24 protein-coding genes are annotated in these 21,325 nt (G+C 32.4%); 3 read left to right on the plus strand and 21 right to left on the minus strand.

The window, feature by feature from the left end; all coding sequences use genetic code 11:
• Positions 1 to 218: 218 nt before the first annotated feature.
• Together RM51_RS10340 and RM51_RS10345 are read right to left on the minus strand one after the other, a co-directional pair.
• Complete coding sequence (locus tag RM51_RS10340; protein ID WP_039368634.1) at positions 219 to 1,133, minus strand: helix-turn-helix domain-containing protein; 915 nt, start codon at positions 1,131 to 1,133, stop codon at positions 219 to 221.
• 78 nt (positions 1,134 to 1,211) lie between these two features.
• Positions 1,212 to 2,009 (minus strand): SDR family oxidoreductase, encoded by a 798-nt coding sequence (locus RM51_RS10345; protein WP_039368637.1) that lies wholly within the window; start codon positions 2,007 to 2,009, stop codon positions 1,212 to 1,214.
• A 141-nt stretch (positions 2,010 to 2,150) separates the two neighbouring features.
• On the opposite strand from RM51_RS10345, the gene RM51_RS10350 reads away from it, so the two are divergent.
• On the plus strand, positions 2,151 to 2,549 hold the full coding sequence (locus RM51_RS10350) for a VOC family protein (RefSeq protein WP_039368641.1): 399 nt from the start codon (positions 2,151 to 2,153) through the stop codon (positions 2,547 to 2,549).
• A 65-nt stretch (positions 2,550 to 2,614) separates the two neighbouring features.
• Here RM51_RS10350 and RM51_RS10355 read toward each other — a convergent pair whose 3' ends face one another.
• Positions 2,615 to 3,526 (minus strand): ClpXP adapter SpxH family protein, encoded by a 912-nt coding sequence (locus RM51_RS10355; RefSeq protein ID WP_039368830.1) that lies wholly within the window; start codon positions 3,524 to 3,526, stop codon positions 2,615 to 2,617.
• A gap of 292 nt (positions 3,527 to 3,818) precedes the next feature.
• Here RM51_RS10355 and RM51_RS10360 point away from each other — a divergent pair, with 292 nt between their 5' ends.
• Positions 3,819 to 4,178 carry a winged helix-turn-helix transcriptional regulator gene (locus RM51_RS10360; RefSeq protein WP_039368644.1) on the plus strand — a complete coding sequence of 120 codons (360 nt, stop codon included), beginning with the start codon at positions 3,819 to 3,821 and terminating at the stop codon, positions 4,176 to 4,178.
• A 208-nt stretch (positions 4,179 to 4,386) separates the two neighbouring features.
• Here the strand turns inward: RM51_RS10360 and RM51_RS10365 are convergent, their stop codons facing one another.
• The 3 genes from RM51_RS10365 to RM51_RS10375 form a co-directional block, all read right to left on the minus strand.
• Positions 4,387 to 4,752 (minus strand): VOC family protein, encoded by a 366-nt coding sequence (locus tag RM51_RS10365; protein ID WP_039368647.1) that lies wholly within the window; start codon positions 4,750 to 4,752, stop codon positions 4,387 to 4,389.
• A 2-nt stretch (positions 4,753 to 4,754) separates the two neighbouring features.
• Positions 4,755 to 5,192: a GNAT family N-acetyltransferase gene (locus RM51_RS10370; protein ID WP_039368650.1), complete on the minus strand. Its 438-nt coding sequence runs from the start codon at positions 5,190 to 5,192 to the stop codon at positions 4,755 to 4,757.
• Positions 5,193 to 5,270: 78 nt separating this feature from the next.
• Positions 5,271 to 6,317, minus strand: a complete 1,047-nt coding sequence (locus RM51_RS10375) for a M28 family metallopeptidase (protein WP_039368653.1) — start codon at positions 6,315 to 6,317, stop codon at positions 5,271 to 5,273.
• A gap of 87 nt (positions 6,318 to 6,404) precedes the next feature.
• Between RM51_RS10375 and RM51_RS10380 the strand changes: the two genes are divergently transcribed.
• On the plus strand, positions 6,405 to 7,544 hold the full coding sequence (locus tag RM51_RS10380) for an aminotransferase class I/II-fold pyridoxal phosphate-dependent enzyme (RefSeq protein ID WP_039368657.1): 1,140 nt from the start codon (positions 6,405 to 6,407) through the stop codon (positions 7,542 to 7,544).
• 70 nt (positions 7,545 to 7,614) lie between these two features.
• Here the strand turns inward: RM51_RS10380 and RM51_RS10385 are convergent, their stop codons facing one another.
• The 15 genes from RM51_RS10385 to RM51_RS10450 all read right to left on the minus strand — a co-directional run bounded on the left by RM51_RS10385 (position 7,615) and on the right by RM51_RS10450 (position 21,142).
• Entirely contained in the window at positions 7,615 to 10,347 is a 2,733-nt protein-coding gene (locus tag RM51_RS10385; protein ID WP_039368662.1) for a sodium-translocating pyrophosphatase, read from the minus strand.
• Between the two features lie 184 nt (positions 10,348 to 10,531).
• A complete protein-coding gene (locus RM51_RS10390; protein WP_039368665.1) occupies positions 10,532 to 11,143 on the minus strand; it encodes an inorganic pyrophosphatase in 612 nt (203 codons plus the stop codon).
• A gap of 24 nt (positions 11,144 to 11,167) precedes the next feature.
• Positions 11,168 to 11,680 carry a DUF7935 family protein gene (locus tag RM51_RS10395; protein WP_039368667.1) on the minus strand — a complete coding sequence of 171 codons (513 nt, stop codon included), beginning with the start codon at positions 11,678 to 11,680 and terminating at the stop codon, positions 11,168 to 11,170.
• A gap of 92 nt (positions 11,681 to 11,772) precedes the next feature.
• Positions 11,773 to 12,894 carry an ArnT family glycosyltransferase gene (locus tag RM51_RS10400; RefSeq protein WP_165584998.1) on the minus strand — a complete coding sequence of 374 codons (1,122 nt, stop codon included), beginning with the start codon at positions 12,892 to 12,894 and terminating at the stop codon, positions 11,773 to 11,775.
• Positions 12,895 to 12,992: 98 nt separating this feature from the next.
• Positions 12,993 to 13,925 (minus strand): phytanoyl-CoA dioxygenase family protein, encoded by a 933-nt coding sequence (locus RM51_RS10405; RefSeq protein WP_039368675.1) that lies wholly within the window; start codon positions 13,923 to 13,925, stop codon positions 12,993 to 12,995.
• A gap of 76 nt (positions 13,926 to 14,001) precedes the next feature.
• Entirely contained in the window at positions 14,002 to 14,919 is a 918-nt protein-coding gene (locus RM51_RS10410; RefSeq protein WP_052248463.1) for a hypothetical protein, read from the minus strand.
• Positions 14,916 to 15,593, minus strand: a complete 678-nt coding sequence (gene radC / locus RM51_RS10415; protein WP_039368678.1) for a RadC family protein — start codon at positions 15,591 to 15,593, stop codon at positions 14,916 to 14,918. The genes RM51_RS10410 and radC overlap by 4 nt, the downstream gene beginning before the upstream one ends.
• A gap of 23 nt (positions 15,594 to 15,616) precedes the next feature.
• Positions 15,617 to 16,198 carry a murein L,D-transpeptidase catalytic domain-containing protein gene (locus RM51_RS10420; protein WP_039368680.1) on the minus strand — a complete coding sequence of 194 codons (582 nt, stop codon included), beginning with the start codon at positions 16,196 to 16,198 and terminating at the stop codon, positions 15,617 to 15,619.
• A gap of 12 nt (positions 16,199 to 16,210) precedes the next feature.
• Positions 16,211 to 16,879, minus strand: coding sequence for an ABC transporter ATP-binding protein (locus RM51_RS10425; protein WP_039368683.1), 669 nt, complete (start codon positions 16,877 to 16,879; stop codon positions 16,211 to 16,213).
• Positions 16,880 to 17,024: 145 nt separating this feature from the next.
• A complete protein-coding gene (locus tag RM51_RS10430; RefSeq protein ID WP_039368684.1) occupies positions 17,025 to 17,612 on the minus strand; it encodes a DUF6705 family protein in 588 nt (195 codons plus the stop codon).
• A 15-nt stretch (positions 17,613 to 17,627) separates the two neighbouring features.
• The gene (locus tag RM51_RS19120; RefSeq protein WP_131667066.1) at positions 17,628 to 17,984 is read right to left on the minus strand and encodes a hypothetical protein; all 357 of its coding nucleotides are present in this window, start codon (positions 17,982 to 17,984) and stop codon (positions 17,628 to 17,630) included.
• A 230-nt stretch (positions 17,985 to 18,214) separates the two neighbouring features.
• Positions 18,215 to 18,385 (minus strand): hypothetical protein, encoded by a 171-nt coding sequence (locus RM51_RS19490; RefSeq protein ID WP_165584999.1) that lies wholly within the window; start codon positions 18,383 to 18,385, stop codon positions 18,215 to 18,217.
• Between the two features lie 202 nt (positions 18,386 to 18,587).
• Complete coding sequence (locus RM51_RS19125) at positions 18,588 to 19,154, minus strand: DUF6705 family protein (RefSeq protein ID WP_052248465.1); 567 nt, start codon at positions 19,152 to 19,154, stop codon at positions 18,588 to 18,590.
• 49 nt (positions 19,155 to 19,203) lie between these two features.
• Positions 19,204 to 19,767: a DUF6705 family protein gene (locus RM51_RS10445; protein WP_039368687.1), complete on the minus strand. Its 564-nt coding sequence runs from the start codon at positions 19,765 to 19,767 to the stop codon at positions 19,204 to 19,206.
• Between the two features lie 13 nt (positions 19,768 to 19,780).
• Entirely contained in the window at positions 19,781 to 21,142 is a 1,362-nt protein-coding gene (locus RM51_RS10450) for a hypothetical protein (RefSeq protein WP_131667067.1), read from the minus strand.
• Positions 21,143 to 21,325 lie beyond the last annotated feature (183 nt).

The raw sequence follows: 21,325 nt of genomic DNA on the forward strand, positions 1-21,325 counted from the left end.
CATTAAATTAATGTTTCGTATTAAAATTATTACTACATTTACTATGTAATAAATCTGAAATGAAATCAAATTTTGCTTTTTTCAGTTTTGAAATTGCAATTAAATTTATAAAAATTTAAGCACAGCATTGTCGGCTGTGCTTTTTTATTGTTGTCTAATTAAAAAAATGAGATGTATTTATCTACTGAATCCGTTCCTAAAGAGCGGATTCTTTCATTTTAATTAAATGATTGTTTATAGCTCAAAGGCGTCATATCTGTTTTCTTCTTAAATAACTTATTGAAAGATTGAGAGTGTTCAAATCCTAATTGATAAGCCACTTCAGATATAGAAAAACTAGTTGTTGTAAGATAATCCTTTGCTTTTTCTATAAGTTTTTCATGAATATGTTGTTGGGCATTTCTGCCCGTCAGATTACGAAGCATATCACTCAGATAATGGGATGAAAGATTCAATTCAGAAGCTAAAAAGTCTACAGTTGGAAGTCCTTGTGTAAGGGTTTTCTGAGAATCAAAATAATCTTCCAAGAGATCTTCCATTCTGGAAAGAAGGTCATGATTTACTACCTTTCGTGTAATGAACTGTCTTTTATAAAAACGGTTGCTGTAATTGAGTAAAACTTCCAAGTAAGAGATGATAACATCCTGACTGATTTCGTCAATGGATGTATTCAGTTCATCATTAATATTATTCAAGATGCCTACAATTAATGTCTTTTCTTTTTCGGATAAATGCAATGCTTCATTCGTATCATAAGAAAAGAAACCATATTTTTTGATGCTTTTCGCTAAAGGATAATTCCTTAAAAAATCAGGATGAATAAATAAAGTATAACCATAATATTTTGCATTTTCATCAGTAGCTAAAACCTGATTAGGAGCTGTAAACATCATTCCTCCTTCATTGAAATCGTAATAACCTTGTCCATACCCCATTTTTCCCTTATCGGAAAATTTATAAGAAATCTTATAAAAACCTAACGTAAAGCTTCTGTAAAGAGAATCTTTATCTACACTCATCACCGTATTATCTACTAGACTAATCAGTGGATGAAGCGGTTTCGGAACATTTAGTATTTGATGGAGTTCCGAGATCGATGAAATTTTTAAAGGAGAATTATCTTTCTTTTCCATAATTAAAGGTATTAAAAAGAAGTGATATTGTATTTAAGTTTGAATGTCTCATTGTTATGAGACATTCAAACTTTGAAATTAAATAAATTGTTTTCCGAACTGTTCCCTGAATGCTTCAGCTCCCATTTCCAATCGTTGTGCATATAATGCTTTAGCATCTTCACCGGCAACATATCTCAACTGTTTTTTGCCATCTGTTGCAGCCTCGTATACTACTTCTGCAATGAGTTCAGGCTCAGAAGCTCCTTCCATCATCGTTTCAGTATTTGAAAACATGGTATCTACCATTTTTTGATATTCAGGTTTTGTACCCATATCCAAAGAACGGCTGATAAAATCGGTTTTAATTCCACCCGGAGAAACTGTTTTTACATCTATTCCAAATGTATTGAGTTCATACGCCAAACTTTCGCTCCATCCTTCCAATGCCCATTTTGTCGCATGATAAGTTGAACCTAATGGAAATGCAATTAATCCTCCGATGGATGTTGTCGTAATAAACATTCCGCTTTTTCTCTCTCTGAAGTAAGGAATAAATTCTTTGGTAACACGAATCACACCTAATAAATTAGTATCTAATTGTTTTAAGATTTGATCATCATGAAGCGCTTCTAAAGGACCAATTAAGCCATAACCCGCATTATTGAATACCAAATCAATATCGCTATATTCCAGTGCTTTTTTTACTGTGGTCTGAATTTGCTCTAAATTGGTAACATCTAATGGAAGAAGTGTTACATTTTCTAATTGATTCAGCTCTGTTTCAGCTTCCGGATTTCTCATGGTTGCGATGACGTTCCATCCTCTGCTTTGAAATAATTTTGCGGTTGTTTTTCCTAGTCCTGTTGAGGCACCTGTTATGAAAATTGTTTTCATTTTTTTGTTGTTTAAAAATTACATGACAAAATTCTAAACTTATGAGATGATTAAAGTTGCCAAAACGGATATTGATGTAGCCAAAATGAAATTGGTCTGAAAATTTCATTCTAAAATCAAAATATCACTAATATAACAAATATGAAAACAAAACAAATTTGGGCCAATCTCCCTATAACTGATCTTGAAAGAACGAAAAAGTTTTATGAAGAATTAGGGTTTACATTAAACAACTCAGTAAAACCTCATGAATTAATAAGTTTTTCGTTTGGAGAAAATAACTTTATCATCAATTTTTTCCTGAAAGACATTCTCGAAACTAATACCAAAATGAAGTTTTCAGGTGTAAAGGAAGAAAATGAAATCATTTTTAGTCTTTCTGCTAAAAGTAAAGAAGAAGTAGATGAATGGGTACAAGTAGTTGAGAATGCAGGTGGTATTATTTCTACAACACCATATACAACCGGAGAAGGATATACATTTGGGTTTTCAGATCCGGACGGACATAAATTCAATGTCTTATACTGGCCGGGAATGTAGCTGTAAAAAAATACCAAAGATTCTAAGAATCTTTGGTAAAATTTGCTAAATATGATTGAAATTAATTACGATTTTAAAGTCCAAATTGAACCGTTCTTTGTCGTAAATTTTTCAAGAGTTCCTTTAGAAGCAAGGTCATTTAAAATTTTCTCACTTTCAACTCTTGGCGTTCCCGATAGTTCTGAAAATTCCTTTGCAGTCATAGAAGGATATTTTGCGAATAAACTCTCCCAGTTTTTAGAATATTCAGATTTTTTCGTATCTGCATTTATTTTTAAGATCGCAGTTTCATAGAATGCATAAGGCTTTGAACCATATACTGTTTCTCTGTTTCCACCTCCGTTTGTAAAAAACATAGTAGGAAAACCACGAACTCCCATTTCTCTTGCCAATTTCAGATCTTCCTGGAAAAGGTCTTTTGCTTTTCCTTCAAAATCTGCTTTTAGTTGATTGGTATCTAACCCAACTTTTTCAGCAGCAGCAGCGATATGCTCCCATTTTGCGATATTCTTTTTCTTTAAAAATACCATTTCGCGAAGCTCTCTCATGAAATCCAACGCTTTATATTTATCCTGAAGCTGAGCCGCCTTAAAAGCAATTGAAGGTGGATAAGAAGAATCTAACGGATCTTTCAACCACACATCTCCATCAATCGGCATATCGTAATACCCGCTTACTTCATCCCAGTGATGAGCAACATCTGAAGGCTTGTTGATTCCGCCACTGTTGTAGCTCCAGTCAGGAAGAAGACCTCCCATTCTGTATTCTATCTCTACATTGTTTCCGTATTCTAATTTCAGCTTTCTCAATTGAGGTTCGATCCCCCAACAAGAAGAGCAGATAGGATCTGTAAAATAAATAACTTTCACTGGTTTTTCATTGGTTTTTGCATGCCCATTCTCTGTTTTTTCTCCTGGAGTTTCACAGACCCCTGTTGCAGGATCACATAATAATGGGTTAGTAGTTTTGTTTTCCATTTTCTTACTTTTATCGTTCTGTCCCTTACAACTGCCTAAAGTTAAGGTAAGGAAAAAGAATGTTAGTATCTTGTAGTTTATCATTCTTTTAACCATGATAAGATTTTAATACTTGTTATTGACTGCAAAGCTAATATTTAAACATTACATTTTCACAATGCATTTCCTTTTGGAAACCAGTTTCCTCGATGAAACTACCTGAATATTTTTTTATACATTTACAAAATCTAATTTCTTTACGTTTTTGTAAGGGATTTTAGTCATTTATTAAGAATATATTATTTGAAAGATCATGAAAAAGGAGGCCAATTTAAATTCATCATTAGTTTGTAAGCACAGAATGAACGCCATTAAAGATGCCATGGAAATATTATCCGGCAAATGGAAATTTCATATTTTAGGAACGTTATTGCAGGGTGAAAAAATGCGTTTTATGGATTTATTGAGGGAAATTGACGGGATTGCTGCAAAAATGCTTTCAAAAGAGCTTCAAGATATGGAGATCAATCATCTTATTAAACGTACGGTATTGAGTACAAAACCTGTAACCGTAGAATATGAAGTAACGGAATATGGCAGAACTGTACAGCCTATTATTGATGAAATTGCTAAATGGGGCATTGAATACAGGAAATCTTTGTATCAGAATTAAAAATAAAAACCGGCAAATATGGCATGCCGGTTCAAAAAACAAAAATTGATATGGATATGATTAGATATGTGTTTTTATAAATTCTAGTTATGTATTTTTTTGTTGATACAAATTTATATTTATTTAGAATTAATAAAAATAAAATAACATTGACATTTGTCACCTTTATAAAAATTCTTTTATCTGATCATATCTTGTTTATTCCAAATTATTGCGTGAAAAATTCTCCAAAATGCCATAAAACTCCGGCCGGATCGTGAACAAAACATTCTTTTCCCCAAGGCATTGTTCTTATAGGAGTTAATCTTACTCCTTCATATTTCTCTAGATTTAATTGCTGAAGTTCAGTCCAGAATTCATCCACATTCCCTACTTCAATAAAAAGCATGGTATTATCCATCCAGTCTTTTACATAGGCATCCTGTAAATAAAATCCGATTTCATTCCATATGAAAAGAGATAGTTTAGGTTCTAATACAATTTCTTCAAAGCCTAAATCTCTATAAAAACTGCGGCTGACTTCAAAATTTTCTGATCCTATAAATGGTCGGATTGATTTGATTTTCTGTTTCATAATTATTTGTTTTTCCAATTGCTATAAGTCATTTCAAACTTTATTTCTCCTTTTCCATGAATCCCTATTTCTTTCCAACCAGATTTCCTATAAAAAAATTCGGCTCTTGTGTTGGGTGAAGTTCCTAGCCAGATATTTTCTTGAGTTTGCTCAAAATACCAATTGAGCATTATATCATGAAGTTCCCGTCCGATTCCTTTCTTTTCAAAATCAGGATGTAAAAATAACGCCCAAATATTATTCTCCTTTAAATCCACAATGGAAAACCCAACTATGTGATTGTCAATTTCACAAACCCAACCCTTTCCTCTTTCAAATAAAAACTCTTCACAGTCTTTATCAGTTACTAAATTTGGATTTGATAATGTATTTTCTTTCACTGAATTTCTTACAATCTGTATCTGTGGAATGTCTTCTACTCTAGCTTCTCTAATCATCATTTCAAAATGTAAAAGTAAAAAGGCAAATTGTTTATCTACAAATCTGCCTTCTTACATGTATTATTATGGTAAAACCAATTACTTTTTATCTACTACAATTCTTTCTGCTCTATTCGCCAATTCCCAGGCTGTGGCAAAAACCAATTGAGTTCTTTTCGCTAACAAATTGTAATCAATTTTTTCTACATCATCTGTCGGTTTATGGTAATCTTCATGAATTCCATCAAAGAAAAATGCTACAGGAATATTGTTTTTAGCAAAATTATAGTGGTCTGATCTGTAATATAACCTTTGTGGATCATTCGGATCATCATACTTATAATTTAACTCTAGGTTATTGGTTGTTTTGTTGGCAGCTTCATTAATGACCTTTAATTGGGAGCTTAACATATCTGAACCGATAACATACACATATTGTTTTCCTCTGTTCTCAGGATCATCACGACCAATCATATCAATGTTCAGGTCTACAACCGTATTGGCCAAAGGAAACACGGGATTATCCGTATAATATTCTGAACCGAACAAGCCATGTTCTTCTCCAGTTACGTGAAGAAATAAGATTGATCTTTTAGGTCCTTTTCCAGCTTTTTTAGCACTCTGAAAAGCTTTTGCAATTTCCATTACGGCAACAGTTCCACTTCCGTCATCATCTGCACCGTTATAAACGATTCCGTTTCTTGTTCCTACGTGATCGTAATGACCGGAAATAACGACAATCTCATCAGGTTTTTCACTTCCTTCGATAAATGCCAAGATGTTTTCAGAATCGGGAAGATTTCCTCCTCCTCTTTTCTTCATAAAGTCTGCCGGAACCTTCTGGTAATACGATCCTAAAGCTTTAGGATAAGAAATTCCTAAGTTTTTATAATAGTTAATCATGTATTCCCCTGCCTTTTTTTGTCCGGGACTTCCTGTATCTCTCCCTTCCATTTCGTCGGAAGCAATTACATATAAGTTTTTCTTTAGGTCTTCTGCCTTAATCTCTTTGTAAGCAGACTGAAAAGCTTTGTTATATGTTTTAGGAGAAGCAACGGAGGAACCAGCCTTTTCTTTAGAAACTTTTGAAGCTCCACAACTGGTAAGTAAAACGGCAGCGAATAGCGGAATGATTAACTTTTTCATGTAAAATAATTTCCTTAAAAATAGCAAAATATATTTATTCTTTGGTGGAATCTAAAATTTATTATATTTGATTTAAATGCAAAATAGATGCAAGAACTTTACGGGTTTAGCCATTTTTCCTTTTTTACAGAAATGTCCGAGCTTTCTCAAAAGCACGGAAGTTTTGATTTGTCTTTAGGATTACCTGATTTTGAGGTAGACAGTCGATTACGATATTATCTGAAAGAATCTGCAGACAGTATTAGCCACAGCTATGAATCTCTTGAAGGGAATGCTTTACTGATTGATAATATCATTAAATTCAATGCTAAAAGAAAGAATAAAGTTATTATAAAAAAAGAAGAAGTGAACATTGTTCCTTGTTCAACATTTGCTTTATATACTTCTCTAAAATCTATTATTAATCAAGGAGATGAAGTAATTGTTATTCAACCTTCTTATTATACTTATGCTCCTTCAATTGTCATTAATGGCGGTGTTCCGGTGTATTATGATCTGGAAGATAATTTTGAGGTAGATTGGGATAAACTTAAAACTTGTATTTCAACGAAAACAAAGGCGATCATTGTAAATTCTCCCCAAAATCCTACCGGAAAAATCTGGAATCAGCATGATTGGAATCACTTATATGAATTGATTAAAGATCAGGAAATATACCTTATTTCAGAAGAGATTTATGATATTTACTGTTATGATGATATTGAGCATTACAGTTCATTTATTCATCCGGATTTACGAAAAAGAACCTTTTGTATATTTTCTTTTGGAAAAATGTTTCATGCAACAGGCTGGAAAGTAAGCTACTTACTTGCTGCAGAAGATTTATTAAATAATTTCAGAAGCTATCAGCAGTATATTTCTTTCAGTACTAATGCTCCGGCTCAGTATGCAGTTGCCAAATATCTTGAAGTATTTGATCCCGAAGAAAATCGAAAGGCTATGCAAAATAAAAGAGATATTTTTAATGACCTTATTCAGTATACTCCTTTGCAGGTTGAGCAAAAGGCACAGGGAAGTTTTTTCCAGATTGTTAACTTCAGAAATATTTCTAAAACTATGACTGATGTTGAGTTTTCCAAATGGCTGACTATTGAGAAAAAAGTATCCTGTCTTCCGGTTTCTGCATTTTATCATTCAAAATTAAATTCGGATTATATCCGATTTAGTTTTGCAAAAAAAGATGATTTAATTATTGATGCTCTGGAACATTTGAGAAAGAGTCTTTGAAAATTTACAGAATAATCAAAATAAAAAAGCACTGTGATTACAGTGCTTTTTAGTTTGATGTTGTCATTGATTAAAAAGATAGGACTCTTATATCAATTCTCCTGTTTTTTGCTTTACATTCATCCGTATCGTTTGCGGCACAAATAGGATGTTGAGCACCATATCCTTCAGCTTCTACTCTATCTGCAGCAATTCCTAATTCTAACAATTTCAGTTTTGCAGTCTGAGCTCTTAAATTTGAAAGCTTTTGATTGCTTTCATCATTTCCTGAATTATCGGTATAGCCTCCTAATTTTATTTTCAGATCCGGATAAGCAGTCATGATTTCAACCAGATTTAATAATTGAGCTTCTGAACCAGGTTTTAAATCACTTGAACCTGTTTCAAAATAAAGATTCTCGATTGTATACCAATTATTAGGATCTAAAATTCTTTTGTCTTTTTGTTTTAAAGAATTATACAGTTGATACAATTGACTTCCTTCACCGATAGAAATTTTCTTTCCTCCTTTTAAATTAATTTCTTGAATAGTGCCTGTATCATACACAAAGTCACCATTTTCATTTACATATCCTTTAATTTCTTTTGGAGCTAATGCAACTGTTCCACTATGAGTATTTATAGAAGAATTAAGCCCTGAAATACCCGTTAAAGCTTCAATTTTTGCTTTTCGGTTGGCCTCAATTTTATCTTTATGTAATGTAGCCAAAGTTGGAGCAATCACCAAAGAAACGATAGACATTAACTTGATTAGAATATTCATTGAAGGCCCAGAAGTGTCTTTAAATGGATCTCCTACTGTATCTCCTGTTACCGAAGCTTTATGAGGTTCAGAGCCTTTGTAATACGTTTGTCCGTTAATATCAACTCCTTTTTCGAAGGATTTTTTAGCATTATCCCAAGCTCCACCGGCATTATTCTGGAACATCCCCATTAAAACACCACTTACGGTAGCTCCCGCTAAAAATCCGCCTAATACTTCAGGATCAAAAATAAATCCGATTAATAATGGTGAAATAATCGCAATCGCTCCCGGAAGCATCATTTTTCTGATAGAAGCATCGGTAGAAATCGCAACACATTTCTCATATTCGGGTTGTGCTTTTCCTTCCAAAATCCCTGGAATCTCCCTGAACTGTCTACGAACTTCTTCTACCATTGCCATTGCCGCTTGTCCAACCGCTGTAATAGCTAATGAAGAGAAGATAAAAGGAATCATTCCTCCGATAAATAATCCGGCCAACACATCGGCTCTGTAAATATCAATTCCATCGATACCTGCAATTCCTACGAAAGCTGCAAATAAAGCTAAAGCTGTCAATGCTGCTGAAGCAATTGCAAATCCTTTTCCTGTAGCTGCCGTAGTGTTTCCGACAGCATCTAAAATATCTGTTTTTTCGCGTACTTCTTTAGGTAATTCACTCATTTCGGCAATTCCTCCTGCATTGTCCGCAATAGGTCCAAATGCGTCGATTGCTAGCTGCATCGCTGTTGTTGCCATCATTCCCGCAGCTGCAATGGCAACTCCGTATAATCCTGCACATAAATAAGAACCGTAAATTCCACCTGCTAAAACAATAATCGGAAGCAAAGTAGATTCCATTCCCACCGAAAGTCCACCGATAATATTGGTGGCATGACCTGTTGAAGATTGTCTTACAATACTTGAAACCGGTCTTTTTCCCATTGCGGTATAATATTCTGTAATGATACTCATTAATGTACCCACAACCAAACCTACCATAATTGCCCCGAAAACGCCCATTTTAGTGAATTCCTGGCCTCTTAGAACCATTTTATCAGGGAGGATATAAGTTACCAAGAAATACGAAGCTATCGCCGTGATAACAATACTTCCCCAGTTTCCAAGATTTAATGCATTCTGAACACTTGAAGTAGATGAACCTTCATTGTCATTAATTCTCACAAATAAAGTTCCTATAATTGAAAAAATGATTCCCGTTCCTGCAATCAGCATAGGAAGAAGAATCGGTGCGAAACCACCAAAAGAATCTTCGGAAATGGTTTCTCTTCCTAAAACCATTGTTGCTAAAACCGTAGCTACATAAGAACCGAATAAATCGGCACCCATTCCTGCAACGTCTCCAACATTATCTCCAACGTTATCTGCAATTGTTGCCGGATTTCTAGGATCATCTTCCGGGATTCCCGCTTCTACTTTTCCAACCAAATCGGCTCCAACATCTGCAGCTTTTGTATAAATTCCACCACCTACTCTTGCAAAAAGGGCAATAGATTCTGCTCCTAAAGAAAATCCGGTTAAGATTTCAATGGTTCTTTCCATTTCGTGAGAATCTACCGTAGCATCTGGCGCAAAAATCTGTTTTATAATTAAAAATAAAGCTCCTAATCCTAAAACAGCCAATCCGGCAACACCCATTCCCATTACAGAACCTCCTGTAAAAGAAACTTTAAGCGCTTTTGAAAGTGAAGTTCTTGCAGCTTCTGCAGTTCTTACATTCGCTTTAGTAGCGATTTTCATTCCGATAAAACCTGCCGAAGCAGAAAATATAGCTCCTACCGCAAAAGCAACTCCAATACTCCAATGTGAGTTGGCATTGCTCATTCCCATCACCGCTAAAAGAATGGCTACAATTACTACGAAATAAGTTAAAATCTTGTACTCGGCTTTTAGAAAGGCCATTGCACCGTCAGCGATATGTCCGCTGATAACTTTCATTTTGTCATTTCCGGCATCCTGCTTGCTAACCCAGTTACTTTGAATGAAGGTATATAACAAAGCAACGACACCAAAAATTGGTACTAACACAAATAAGTCCATAGTTTAATATTTTTTTGGTAATAGAGAATTAAATATAATAAATAATTCTTAAGGATTTTTCAAAAAATAAGATAACTACCTAAAAACTAAGATTAAACGAATAATCAAAATAGATGTAATGGACAAAATAAAAAAGGACAAATGAAACTTCATTTATCCTTTAATTTTATCTTAACGAAAGATATTATCCTCCGTAGTTATTTGCGTAATCTTCCTGAGAAGCTTTAATTACTTTTTTAGCATGATCTGCTCCGTAAACTTCCTGAATTCTGCATTTTGCAGGCTCATCCGGTAAGTTTTTATACGTTAGGAAGTAGTGCATTAATCTCTTAACTTCAGCTTCAGGTAATTCAGTAATATCTCTGTAATGTCCAAAAGCGTGGTCACCTATCATTACCGCAACGATTTTATCATCAGCTTCTCCTCCATCAATCATTTTAAATCCACCGATTGGAATAGCTTCCATCAATAGTCCTCCTGAATGAATGTTGTGAGAGCTCAAAACACAAATGTCAAGCGGGTCATGATCTCCCATCGTAACGTCATTAGCTCCTCTTTCGATTGCTAAGTTCATTACAGCTGTATCACAGTATGTTCTTGGAACAAAACCATATAATGCAGGAATGATATTTGAGAATTTTTGAGGTCTGTCAACCTTTAAAAACCCTGTTTCTTTATCTACTTCGTATTTAATAGTGTCTGAAGGAACGATCTCCACGAAAACATTTACAACATTTGGCGCATCTTCTCCCGCAGAAATCCCATGCCATGGATGTGCTTTAAAATTTGGAATCATTTTATTTAAAATTTTATTTTTTAGTTAAGCTATTATTAGAATTTCTCGTCTTAAATCTTCAATGGTTGTTGAGATATAGTCTTCATTTTCCATATAATTCATGATGAAAATGGTCTTGAATTCTTCAAGGTTAGCATTTCCGTTCAAGCCATCATATGTTTTGTGAAGCAAATCTATTACAGCATTTTTAGAATCAACAATATTCTGCCATGAATTTTTCGTAACATATAATTGCTGAGAAGAGTTATATTCAAATTCTTCATTGATTGTCTTTTCAGTAAGGAAAATAAATTCGTGACTTGCAAGATCTTTATTGAATCTCTGAACCAAGTTAGAAGGTTTTATTCTTTCCAAAAACAAGGTCATTCTTTCATACGCCTGAGTCTTATTTTCAGAGTTTGATTTTACAGTAAGTAATCTAATTTCCTGCTCTTTAAGCCTAATATAAGTGAATACAAACTGTCTTAGTAAAACCAAGAAAGGGATTGCAATAATTAATGCAAATGCATACGGCAGATATCCTGAAAAATTTGTCATAATTTGAGGTAGCAAAATTACTAATATTTTCTGAATTTACCTTCTAAATAACCAAAGCATTTAAATTTATATAAAGGTAATATTCAATAGTCTTATGAAGAATAACTGATTTCAATATTTTTCTTATTTAAAATATCTTTTTCTGAGAATTGGATATAAATTAAAGCTAAAATTATAAGAAGATAATACCCTAACATCATTCTGTTTACTAAACTAGGAAATATTAAAAATCTTATAAAAACAGAGAGGTAAATACAGGCAAAAAATAAACTGTAAAACTGAAGTTTAGGATTTTTAAAATTGAACTTACTTGCAAGGATGATAATAATGAACAGCAATAAAATTGGAAAATAAGAGCCATTGAACTCAAGTAATATATTACTCTTTATAAAATTATAATAAGAAGAAAAATAAAAAGGATCGGGATTAGAAATTGGGTAAATCTGGACTTTGGTGAATTGATTCATAAATAAGGTCGACCAAGAAATCTGATTAAAATATTGGATCAGAAAAAAAGATAAGCTTAAATACATGCAAGAAAAACCCCAATTACGTAAAGAAACTCCAGTTTTTTTTCTATAAAAAAATAGGAATATTAAAATAAAGGAATAAAAAATATAGTATTCTGGTCTTGTTAAGATGCATAACATCGCAACAATAGTTGCCCAAAGAAAGTTCCGTTTGATAATAAAGCAATAGAAACTTAATAAAAGTAAAAAACATGCTAAATTATCAGGAGAAGCGTGTCTACTGGATTCTAAAAGAGGTTTAAATAATGATAGAATAATTGTAATGAATACCGCAAGACTTTGATTATTTAAAACTTTAGTCAGAAATCTAAAAACTAAAAGTAGAATAAGAACATAGGTAATAATAGATACTAAAAATATGGAAGTTGAAGCTTCAAAACCCAACTTGAAAAATATTGAATTAACGAAATTAAAAAAAGGCTTCACAGAAAAAAGTTGCAGTTCTTCTTCATATGCTCTCGGGTTTTCTGCTAATACTTTATAATAGGTATTTTCTCCTTTTGCAATCTCTTCGTGAGATAAGTCATATAAAAAATGTCCTGGATTTTTCTCCTTTAGTTCAGCATATACTTTTTCATGAATCTCCTTTATTTCCATCTCAGGATACTCTGCTTTATATACCAAACCCATATAAGCTTCTATGTCTACGTTATAATACTGATGCGTATATAAATAGTAAGACATTATACATAAATAGATATAAAGGAAATAAGTAAAAAGAGAATTGGCTTTTTTCAGCATTCTTGATGGTATCTGATAATTTAAAATTCTACTATATATTTTTATATCTCAAAAAGTGCAGGTCGTTGCGTCACTTCATGATAACAAACGCTATTTTCATCAAAATAGTGATACACAAGACTTTTTCTCGTTCTTGATTTATCCAAATGAGGTTCACCACCATGCAAAATATTCGCATGCCAGATTAATAAGTCACCTTTTTTTGCTCTGAATACTTCTTTTTTTAGTCCTAATTCTTTTACTTTCTCTTCAAGAAATTCTTCATAAGCTTTATAACTTTTCTTACCTATTCTGATTCCATCCCCTTCATTATCGTAGTCCGAATTTAAAAAATAGGGTAACTTATGACTTTCCGGAATGTAATGAAGAGCTCCATTATTTTCATCAATATCTTCCAGTGCGATCCAGACTCCCAAAAGTCCACCTAAAGGATAAGTTGTCATGTGAATACTGTCGGAATGTGTCTTTTGCTGACTTCCGTTAATGAAATTAATACTTTGAAATAGTTTGGCTTGTCCATCAATGAGTACAGAAAGGAATTCTAATAATTCTTTATTATCTCCAATATTTTTAATGATTTCAGAATGATGAATAACGAACATTAATTTCCCTCCATATCGGAATTTTATGGTTCCTTCTGCCATCAATTTATCAATTTCTATGTTGATTTGATCAGCAGTTTCAGGACTTAGATAATTCCTTAGGATCAAATATCCTTTATCGTCGAAACTATTTACACTGCTTTTATTTTCTTCTGTAAGGTTTTTGTAGAAAGCAGTTTCTGTTAATTTATGTAAATTTATTTTTCTTTCATTTTCAGGAAGATGGGCAAAGTCTTTGCTTGAAATACTTGAGAAGTAATTTTTGTTGATCCCGTATTTTTTATATAAAGGAATATTATGTTTTAATTTACTCTTATTAAAGAAATTGTAAATAATATAGGGAAGTTTATAATTTCGGATTTGCTTCAACATCAGATTCTATGTAATAATTTACTCTAAAGTTACAAAATAATACGCCAATTAGAATGAATCTAAATAATTAATTGCCTCAATTTTTAAAGAACTTACCATTAAAAATAAGTTTAAAAAGAGTCTTAAAAAGTTCTTTCTTAGAACTCTCTATAATACTATAGGGCTTTAATTCAGGACGAAAACCTCTGAAAAACTCCTCAATATTGGGAAGACTTCCACCTTCAAAATCAAAGATGTGAGTTTCGATATTTTCTTTAATTGCCTTGTCAATTAATACAGAAGCTCCTGATAACTTCACGTATTCTTTATCATTAAAAGTGCCTAAAAGTGCAATAGCATCTTTATCACAAAAAGTTACAATAATATTAATGATTTTAGATTTGTAATAAAAAGCAGAAAATTTTAGAAAATTCATTGCGAAAAATAATTCAAAAATTTTCATAAAACTCAGCTTATCACTTTCGCTTTTGGCTCCAATAAAATTAGTTTTAATAAAGTTTTTTGCTTCATCATAAGTGATTTCTTTTATCTCAGAATATTGCAAAACCTCTTCATCTAATCTTAGTTTTCTTTTTCTTTTTGGTGAATATTTAGCATATACTTTCTCATATACATCAGGAAAAATCAGAAAATTATTTTTTGATTCAATTGTTGAATTAAAATGATTTGCATCATTAAATGTATAAATTCGGACTAAATAATTTTCCTTTAAATAATTGAGAAAATCTTCATTTATTTTAATGTCGTCCTTAGAAGAAAATACTCCTAATTGCTGACAAAGTCTTGGATTGTGTACGATTTTAACACCATATTTTATCACAAAAGGAACAGGCATTACGGCTTCATAATCATTGTAAACTAATGCTTCCCATTGCTTTCCTGAGGTAATATCTAAAAAATCTTTTGTTGCAGAATACTTTCTCTGTTGAGAATTTTCAAGACAATCAGAATATTTTTTAAAATCTATTTCGTGATATTTTAATCTCCTAATCATAATAATCCTTCGTCTGAGAAACTGGCATATGAATTCTGTGTAATCACTAAATGATCCAATAACTGGATGCTCAATAGTTTTCCGGCTTCTTTTATTTTTTGTGTAATATCAATATCTTCTCTGCTTGGTTTTAAATTTCCGGATGGATGATTATGAGCGATAATAATTCCTGTAGAAAAATGCTCTAAGGCTGTTCTAAACAAGACTCTTACATCTACCATCGATTGGTTTATTCCTCCCTGTGTCAATTGCGTAAGATGAATAACCTTATTGCTTTGATTTAAGAATATAGCCCAGAATTCTTCGGTTCTTAAATCTGACAAATGATTTTTCAAAATAAGATAGGCATCATTGCTGTTCGATATAATTGGTTTCTCAGGAATCTCTTGATTAGCCCTTCTTCTTCCAATTTCCAAAGCGGTAATGATGGAAATAGCTTTTACTTCTCCTACTCCTTTAAACTTCATCAAATCTTTTAAGGAAAGTAAACTTAACTGATGCCAATTGTTATTAACTGAAGCTAAGATTTTTCTGGCCAACTCAATTGCTGTTTCATCTTTATTTCCGCTTCCCATAATAATAGCCAATAATTCCGAATCAGAAAGCGAATTTTTACCTTTTGATAAAAACTTTTCGCGTGGTCTGTCATCTTCTGCTAAAAACTTAATAGACATTTTTATGGAATAAAGGAATTAAACTAATAAAAAGCATATAAAATTATAGGCTGCTCTGACTGGTCAATATATTTTGCGGTTTCATTAAATGCATTTTTTGAAAGCATTGGACAACCAAAACTTAAGCAGGCTGAATTTGCTGATTCTTTATCCGGAATACAATAATATGAATGAAGAACGATCGCTCTTGATCTTGCATTACTGTTGGTTTCATCTAAACCATCCAATCGATACGCCTTACCAAACTTTCCGGTATAGCTTTCGTTTATTTCATATTTACCCAGAGATGATTGATGAGAGCCATCAATATTACTGAACTGTAAAGCTTCTGAATTTTTCACCACCGAACCGTCACCATGAGCCACAATTGCTTTTTGTAAGATCTTATTATTTTTCAGATCGTAAACAAAATACCTGTACTTTCCAGAGTGAACTTTAAAGTTGATAAAAACAGCTACATTTTGATTATAATTTTTTCCTTTGATATAATTCTTTATTTCCGAAATTTTTGACTTGGGTAAGTAATCAATTACCTGATTCGCCTGAGATTCAAACTTTGAACAGGAAATAAGGAAAAGAAATAAAAAAATAAGGTGTTTCATCATTTGTCGGAAAGTTTATTCGATAATCATTCCGTCTTTCATTACTAATTTTCGATCGGTAATTTCAGCAAGACCCGGATTATGCGTTACAATCACAAAAGTCTGGTTATATTTATCTCTTAAATCAAAGAAAAGACGGTGAAGATCATCCGCATTTTTTGAATCTAAATTTCCTGTAGGTTCATCTGCAAAAATAATTTTTGGAGAGTTAATTAAAGCTCTTGCTACCGCAACTCTTTGTGCTTCACCACCGGATAATTGATTCGGTTTATGATGTAATCTCTGTTCTATTTTCAGATCTTCAAATAAAGCATAGGCTTTCTCAATCGCTTCTTTTTCGTTAGCTCCTGCAATTTTTGTAGGAAGTAGCACATTTTCTAAAGCGGTAAACTCAGGAAGTAACTGATGAAACTGAAATACAAAACCAATATTTTGATTTCTGAATTTAGAAAGCTGCTTATCGTTCATATTAATGAAAGACTCTCCTGCAATCGTTATTTCAGTATCAAAATTTTTCGAATTTGTAGGAAGATCCAACGTTCCTAAAATCTGCAAAAGTGTAGATTTTCCAGCTCCGGATTCGCCAACAATAGAAACAACTTCTCCTACTTTTATATGAATATCGACTCCTTTTAATACTTCTAAATTCCCATATGATTTATGGATATTTCTTGCTTTAATCATGATTCAAAAATAGTGATTTACTTAGAAATAAAAAACCATTATGTAATGGTTTTCTATACTTTTAAAATTTGTATGTTTACCCGTCTATACAAATATTTAATAAAGTATTTGTAATGACAAACCTCCCACAAATAGGAGGTATGGTTTATTGCTTCGTCAATGTCATTTTAGTTTTTGGTAACAACGGAACAAAAGTTGAATAATTTGGACACTTTACAGGATCAAATGCCCCCTTATCTCTATCAAAACTTAAATACATAATGTTAGGATTATTTTGACTTATTTCTATGAAAACAACACCACTATCATTACAATATTCAACATTTCCAAAAAAATCCATTATATAAGCTCTATGTTGAAAGTTGTATCCTGAAAAAAAAGTATTATTATCAGGTTTATCCATGGAGTTATAAATAATATTTCCAGAACTATCTTTTACTAACATTCTGCCAATAATCCTATCCCATTTTACCGTGCCTTCTCCTACTTGTAACTTTTTTTCAAGTTTTATTTCATATTGTTTACCTCCGAATACACCTTTCCAAGTTCCAACAAACGGATTCAATCTATTATTCGTATCTTTTGCATAGGTAATATTTTCTAAATCTGGACAACCTTCATCATGATTAGGACGACTTGCACATTCCTCAAATTGTTCTAAAGTTCCTACTACCTGTGCTTTGCAAGAAACAATTGTTAAAAATAATATGATGATAAATAATCTGTTTTTCATTGTTGTATGTTTTAGTTATTGAGGACAATCAGTGGATTCTATTTGGTTATTTGAATTTAATGTTTTCTTTTGGATACTAAAGTCATTTTTTATTTTATATAAATCAACCCCTTTTACATTCATTTTATCTTTTAAAAAAGTAAGAAATATCTTTTCAAATGACCAATATGGATTATTTTTTCTATAATTAATATAATCGTCTTTCCATTGTTGAGTATCAAAGCCTACCTTAATATCTGAGGGTGTACCTGTAAACACAATGGTATAATTTCCGTAACTGGAGACCATTGTTCCATATAGTTGACTATAATTCCCATCAGTTACAAAACCAGCCATAGTCATTAATGTATTTACATCTGCTGGAGAGAACATTCTGATAGGTTGTCTTATCTCGGGACTACCATTTCCATCAGTATTTCCTGTCTCATAATCATTCTGATGAGTATGGATATATCCTTTAGTATCCGGAGATACAGGTACTTTAAGACCGTCTGAACTATCCGTAGATGAAGCTTCCTCTAGCTCCGTGAAAATTCCGCTTTTGCTTTCAGAATAACCAGATTCTTTCTTTTGGCTTAAAACAGAATTTTTTTTAAGCTCAGTTATTTTTCTTTGTAGTCAAAACTTAGATTTTTATTTTTTAATATCTCACAAAGATCTTCATCCGTATCCGGAGGGTTGGGATAATTATATCCTCCTGCTCCTCCTGTACCTCCGCCACCACATTCCCCTGTTATAGGATCTACATCTCCCAGACAATCGGAATCCGGCAAGACTACTTCTACAAATTTGCAGATGGTTTTCGTTTATTGTATAGGGTATTGTTCACCACCGACTCCCTCTACATACCCTACTGTGAAAGTAACAATGATACTTTCATATTCCATTTACCAATTAATCTGGAATTTCTGTAGACTACTCCATATAGTTTAAAACATTTTTAAAAATAAACCTCCCACAAATAGGGAGGTCTAGTTATTGTTTAGTTAATGTAATATCCTTAGGAAAATTAATAGGAAAATCACCATACTGATCAACATAAGCATTATGTTGGCAGTTTTCATCAATAATACTTGGAAGATATTCAAAATGTAATGTCATTTGATTGCCTGTAAAACTTGTAATATCAAGAGTTCCTGTTTTCCCGCACATATTTTTAGGGTAAAAATATAATCTTTTCCAATTAGTATTTTTCAAACTTATCCCAATACCGCTAAACTCTGCCCCTTCATTACCAAAATTAGAAATTCTATCTATTTGTACTATTCCATCGGATGCTACTACCTTTCGCTCTCCTAATATTTTATCCGCATAGAAAGGATGACTTCCATTATAGTAATATTTTTCTTTTCTTAACTCTAAATATAAAGTTTTGCCATCCCAAGTTCCTTTCCATAAGCCTACATACTTGTCAAATTCATTGTTTGTATCTTTTATATAAGCGTTATCTGGAATATCACTTGGTGATGTATTTAATGGATAAATCTGAGCATTACATGAAATTGTAACGACTGAAAGTAGTATTAAAAATATCTGTTTCATAATATGTGTTTTGAATAAGTGAAACCTCCAGTTTTGGAGGTTTTGCTTTTTACTGTTTTGTCAACACAATATCTTTAGGAAAGTTTATTGGAAAATCTCCATACTGATCTACATAGGCATTATGCTGACAATTCTCATCATAAATGCTTGGAAGATATTCAAAATGTAATGTCATTTGGTTTCCTGTAAAACTGGTGATATCTAAAGTAGCTTTTTTGTTGCACATATTTTTAGGATTAAAATAAAGTCTTTTCCAATTTCCATTTTTTAAACTAGTCTCAATACCTCTAAATTCCGGTGATTGAATATCAAAATTTGTAATTCTGTCAATCTCAATAGTACCATCGGATGCGATAACCTTTCTTTCACCGAAAATTTTATCTTCATAATATGATTGATTTCCCGTATAATGATATTTAACTTTTCTTAGATCCAAATATAAGGTTTTGCCACTCCATGTGCCTTTCCATGTTCCAACATATTTATCTAATTCATTGTCCAAGTCTTTATAGTAAGCACCGTCGGGAACATCATCCTGATAATTTAAAGGATAAACTTGTGCATTACATGAAATGGTAAAAATTGAAATCAGTATTAATAATATTTGTTTCATAATTTTTTATTTTTTATTGAGGACAATCGTTTTTTTCTCTATTTCCATTTACTAGTTTTAGTTCTGAATTTCCTGTGTCTGTGGTTTTGTATAATTTTATTCCTATCATGTTCATTTCTTTATCCATAAACTTCAAAAATTCTTCTTCTAGTTTTTCCATATTAAAAATTACCTCTCCACTTACATTTGTAATGGTTTTAGCTTTGCTTAATAACTTTATATATTTATCATTCAAATCATCCATTTGTTGTTGTGTATAATTAGGAAAAGCATTTGTAGATGTTCCATCAAAGGTAAATGAATAATTGCCATTACTTGTTACCAAAGTAAATGTAAGGTTATTTAAAGGTATTTTAGGTGTATTTGTCGCTATTGCGTTCCAGTTTTGAGCCCAAACAATCCATTGGTTAAAAAATATAATGTCTCCTGGTGAAAATATAGGATATAATCCATCATAATGAGAATGCATTAAAATAACTGTATTAGAGAATACTTTCATATCTACTTGCTGAGATCCGGGTTTATTTTGTAACAATTGGCTTTGCCCTAAATTACTAATTCTAAAACCACTTTCATAACTCTCTCCCGTTTTTCCTTCAAGCGTTGTAACGTTTTCTTTAAAAATGAAATTGCTAGTCTGTGCTTTCAATTTCTCACAAGGATCTTCATCCGTATCCGGAGGGTCGGGATAATTATATCCTCCTGCTCCTCCTGTACCTCCGCCACCACATTCCCCTGTTATAGGATCTACATCTCCCAGACAATCGGAATCTGGCAAGGCTGTTTCTACAAATTTACAGATAGTTTTAGTTTCTTGTATAGGGTATTGTTCACCACCGGCTCCATCTACATATCCTACTGTAAGGATAAATTTCCTGCATATAGGTGTGCTTATGGTACCCGATTTGGATGTGTATTTTCCTTCTGCAACAGAAGCACTTATCTTATCTCTTTCCGTAAAGACAAGAGTCTGGAAGAAATCGTTTGCATCCGGATCTTTATCTGAAAACTGAAAATATACTTTACCTTTTACCCGGAATACTTCCAATGTCTTTATCACTTTTCCGTCTTTCACTACCGGGGCTATAAGATAGTTTTCATTAAAGGTATCCATTGTCATGGCATATTCCCATAAGATGGTTCCATGGGTGCTGAAAATATAATTTTCATCTGCATATTGGGCATATACTTCCTGTACTTTGCGGATGTAGGTTTCGTCTTCTTTCCAGAGGCTCAGGGAGCTTCCTTCTTTGAGCAAAGCATTTTGGGAAGTTTCTTTTTCGACGGGAGAAATGAGATCTTCGTCATTCCGGCAAGAAAATAATACGAGCATAGAGGCTATTAATAATAGCCGAGGAGTTAAATTTTTCTTCATCAATCATTTGGTTTGTAAGAATTAAAAATATAAAATTTTAATGATCTGGCAAATTTTATTATAAAATTTGAAAAAACATTACGGATTTCCGTAAACAAGAAAAATATACTTTTAAAAAATTAATAATTATAAATAAAAACTATAACTTACGCTTCAATAATATCAACAACTTAAAACTTTAAG

This window comes from Chryseobacterium taiwanense (genome assembly GCF_000813825.1).
GTDB classification, from domain to species: Bacteria; Bacteroidota; Bacteroidia; order Flavobacteriales; family Weeksellaceae; genus Chryseobacterium; species Chryseobacterium taiwanense.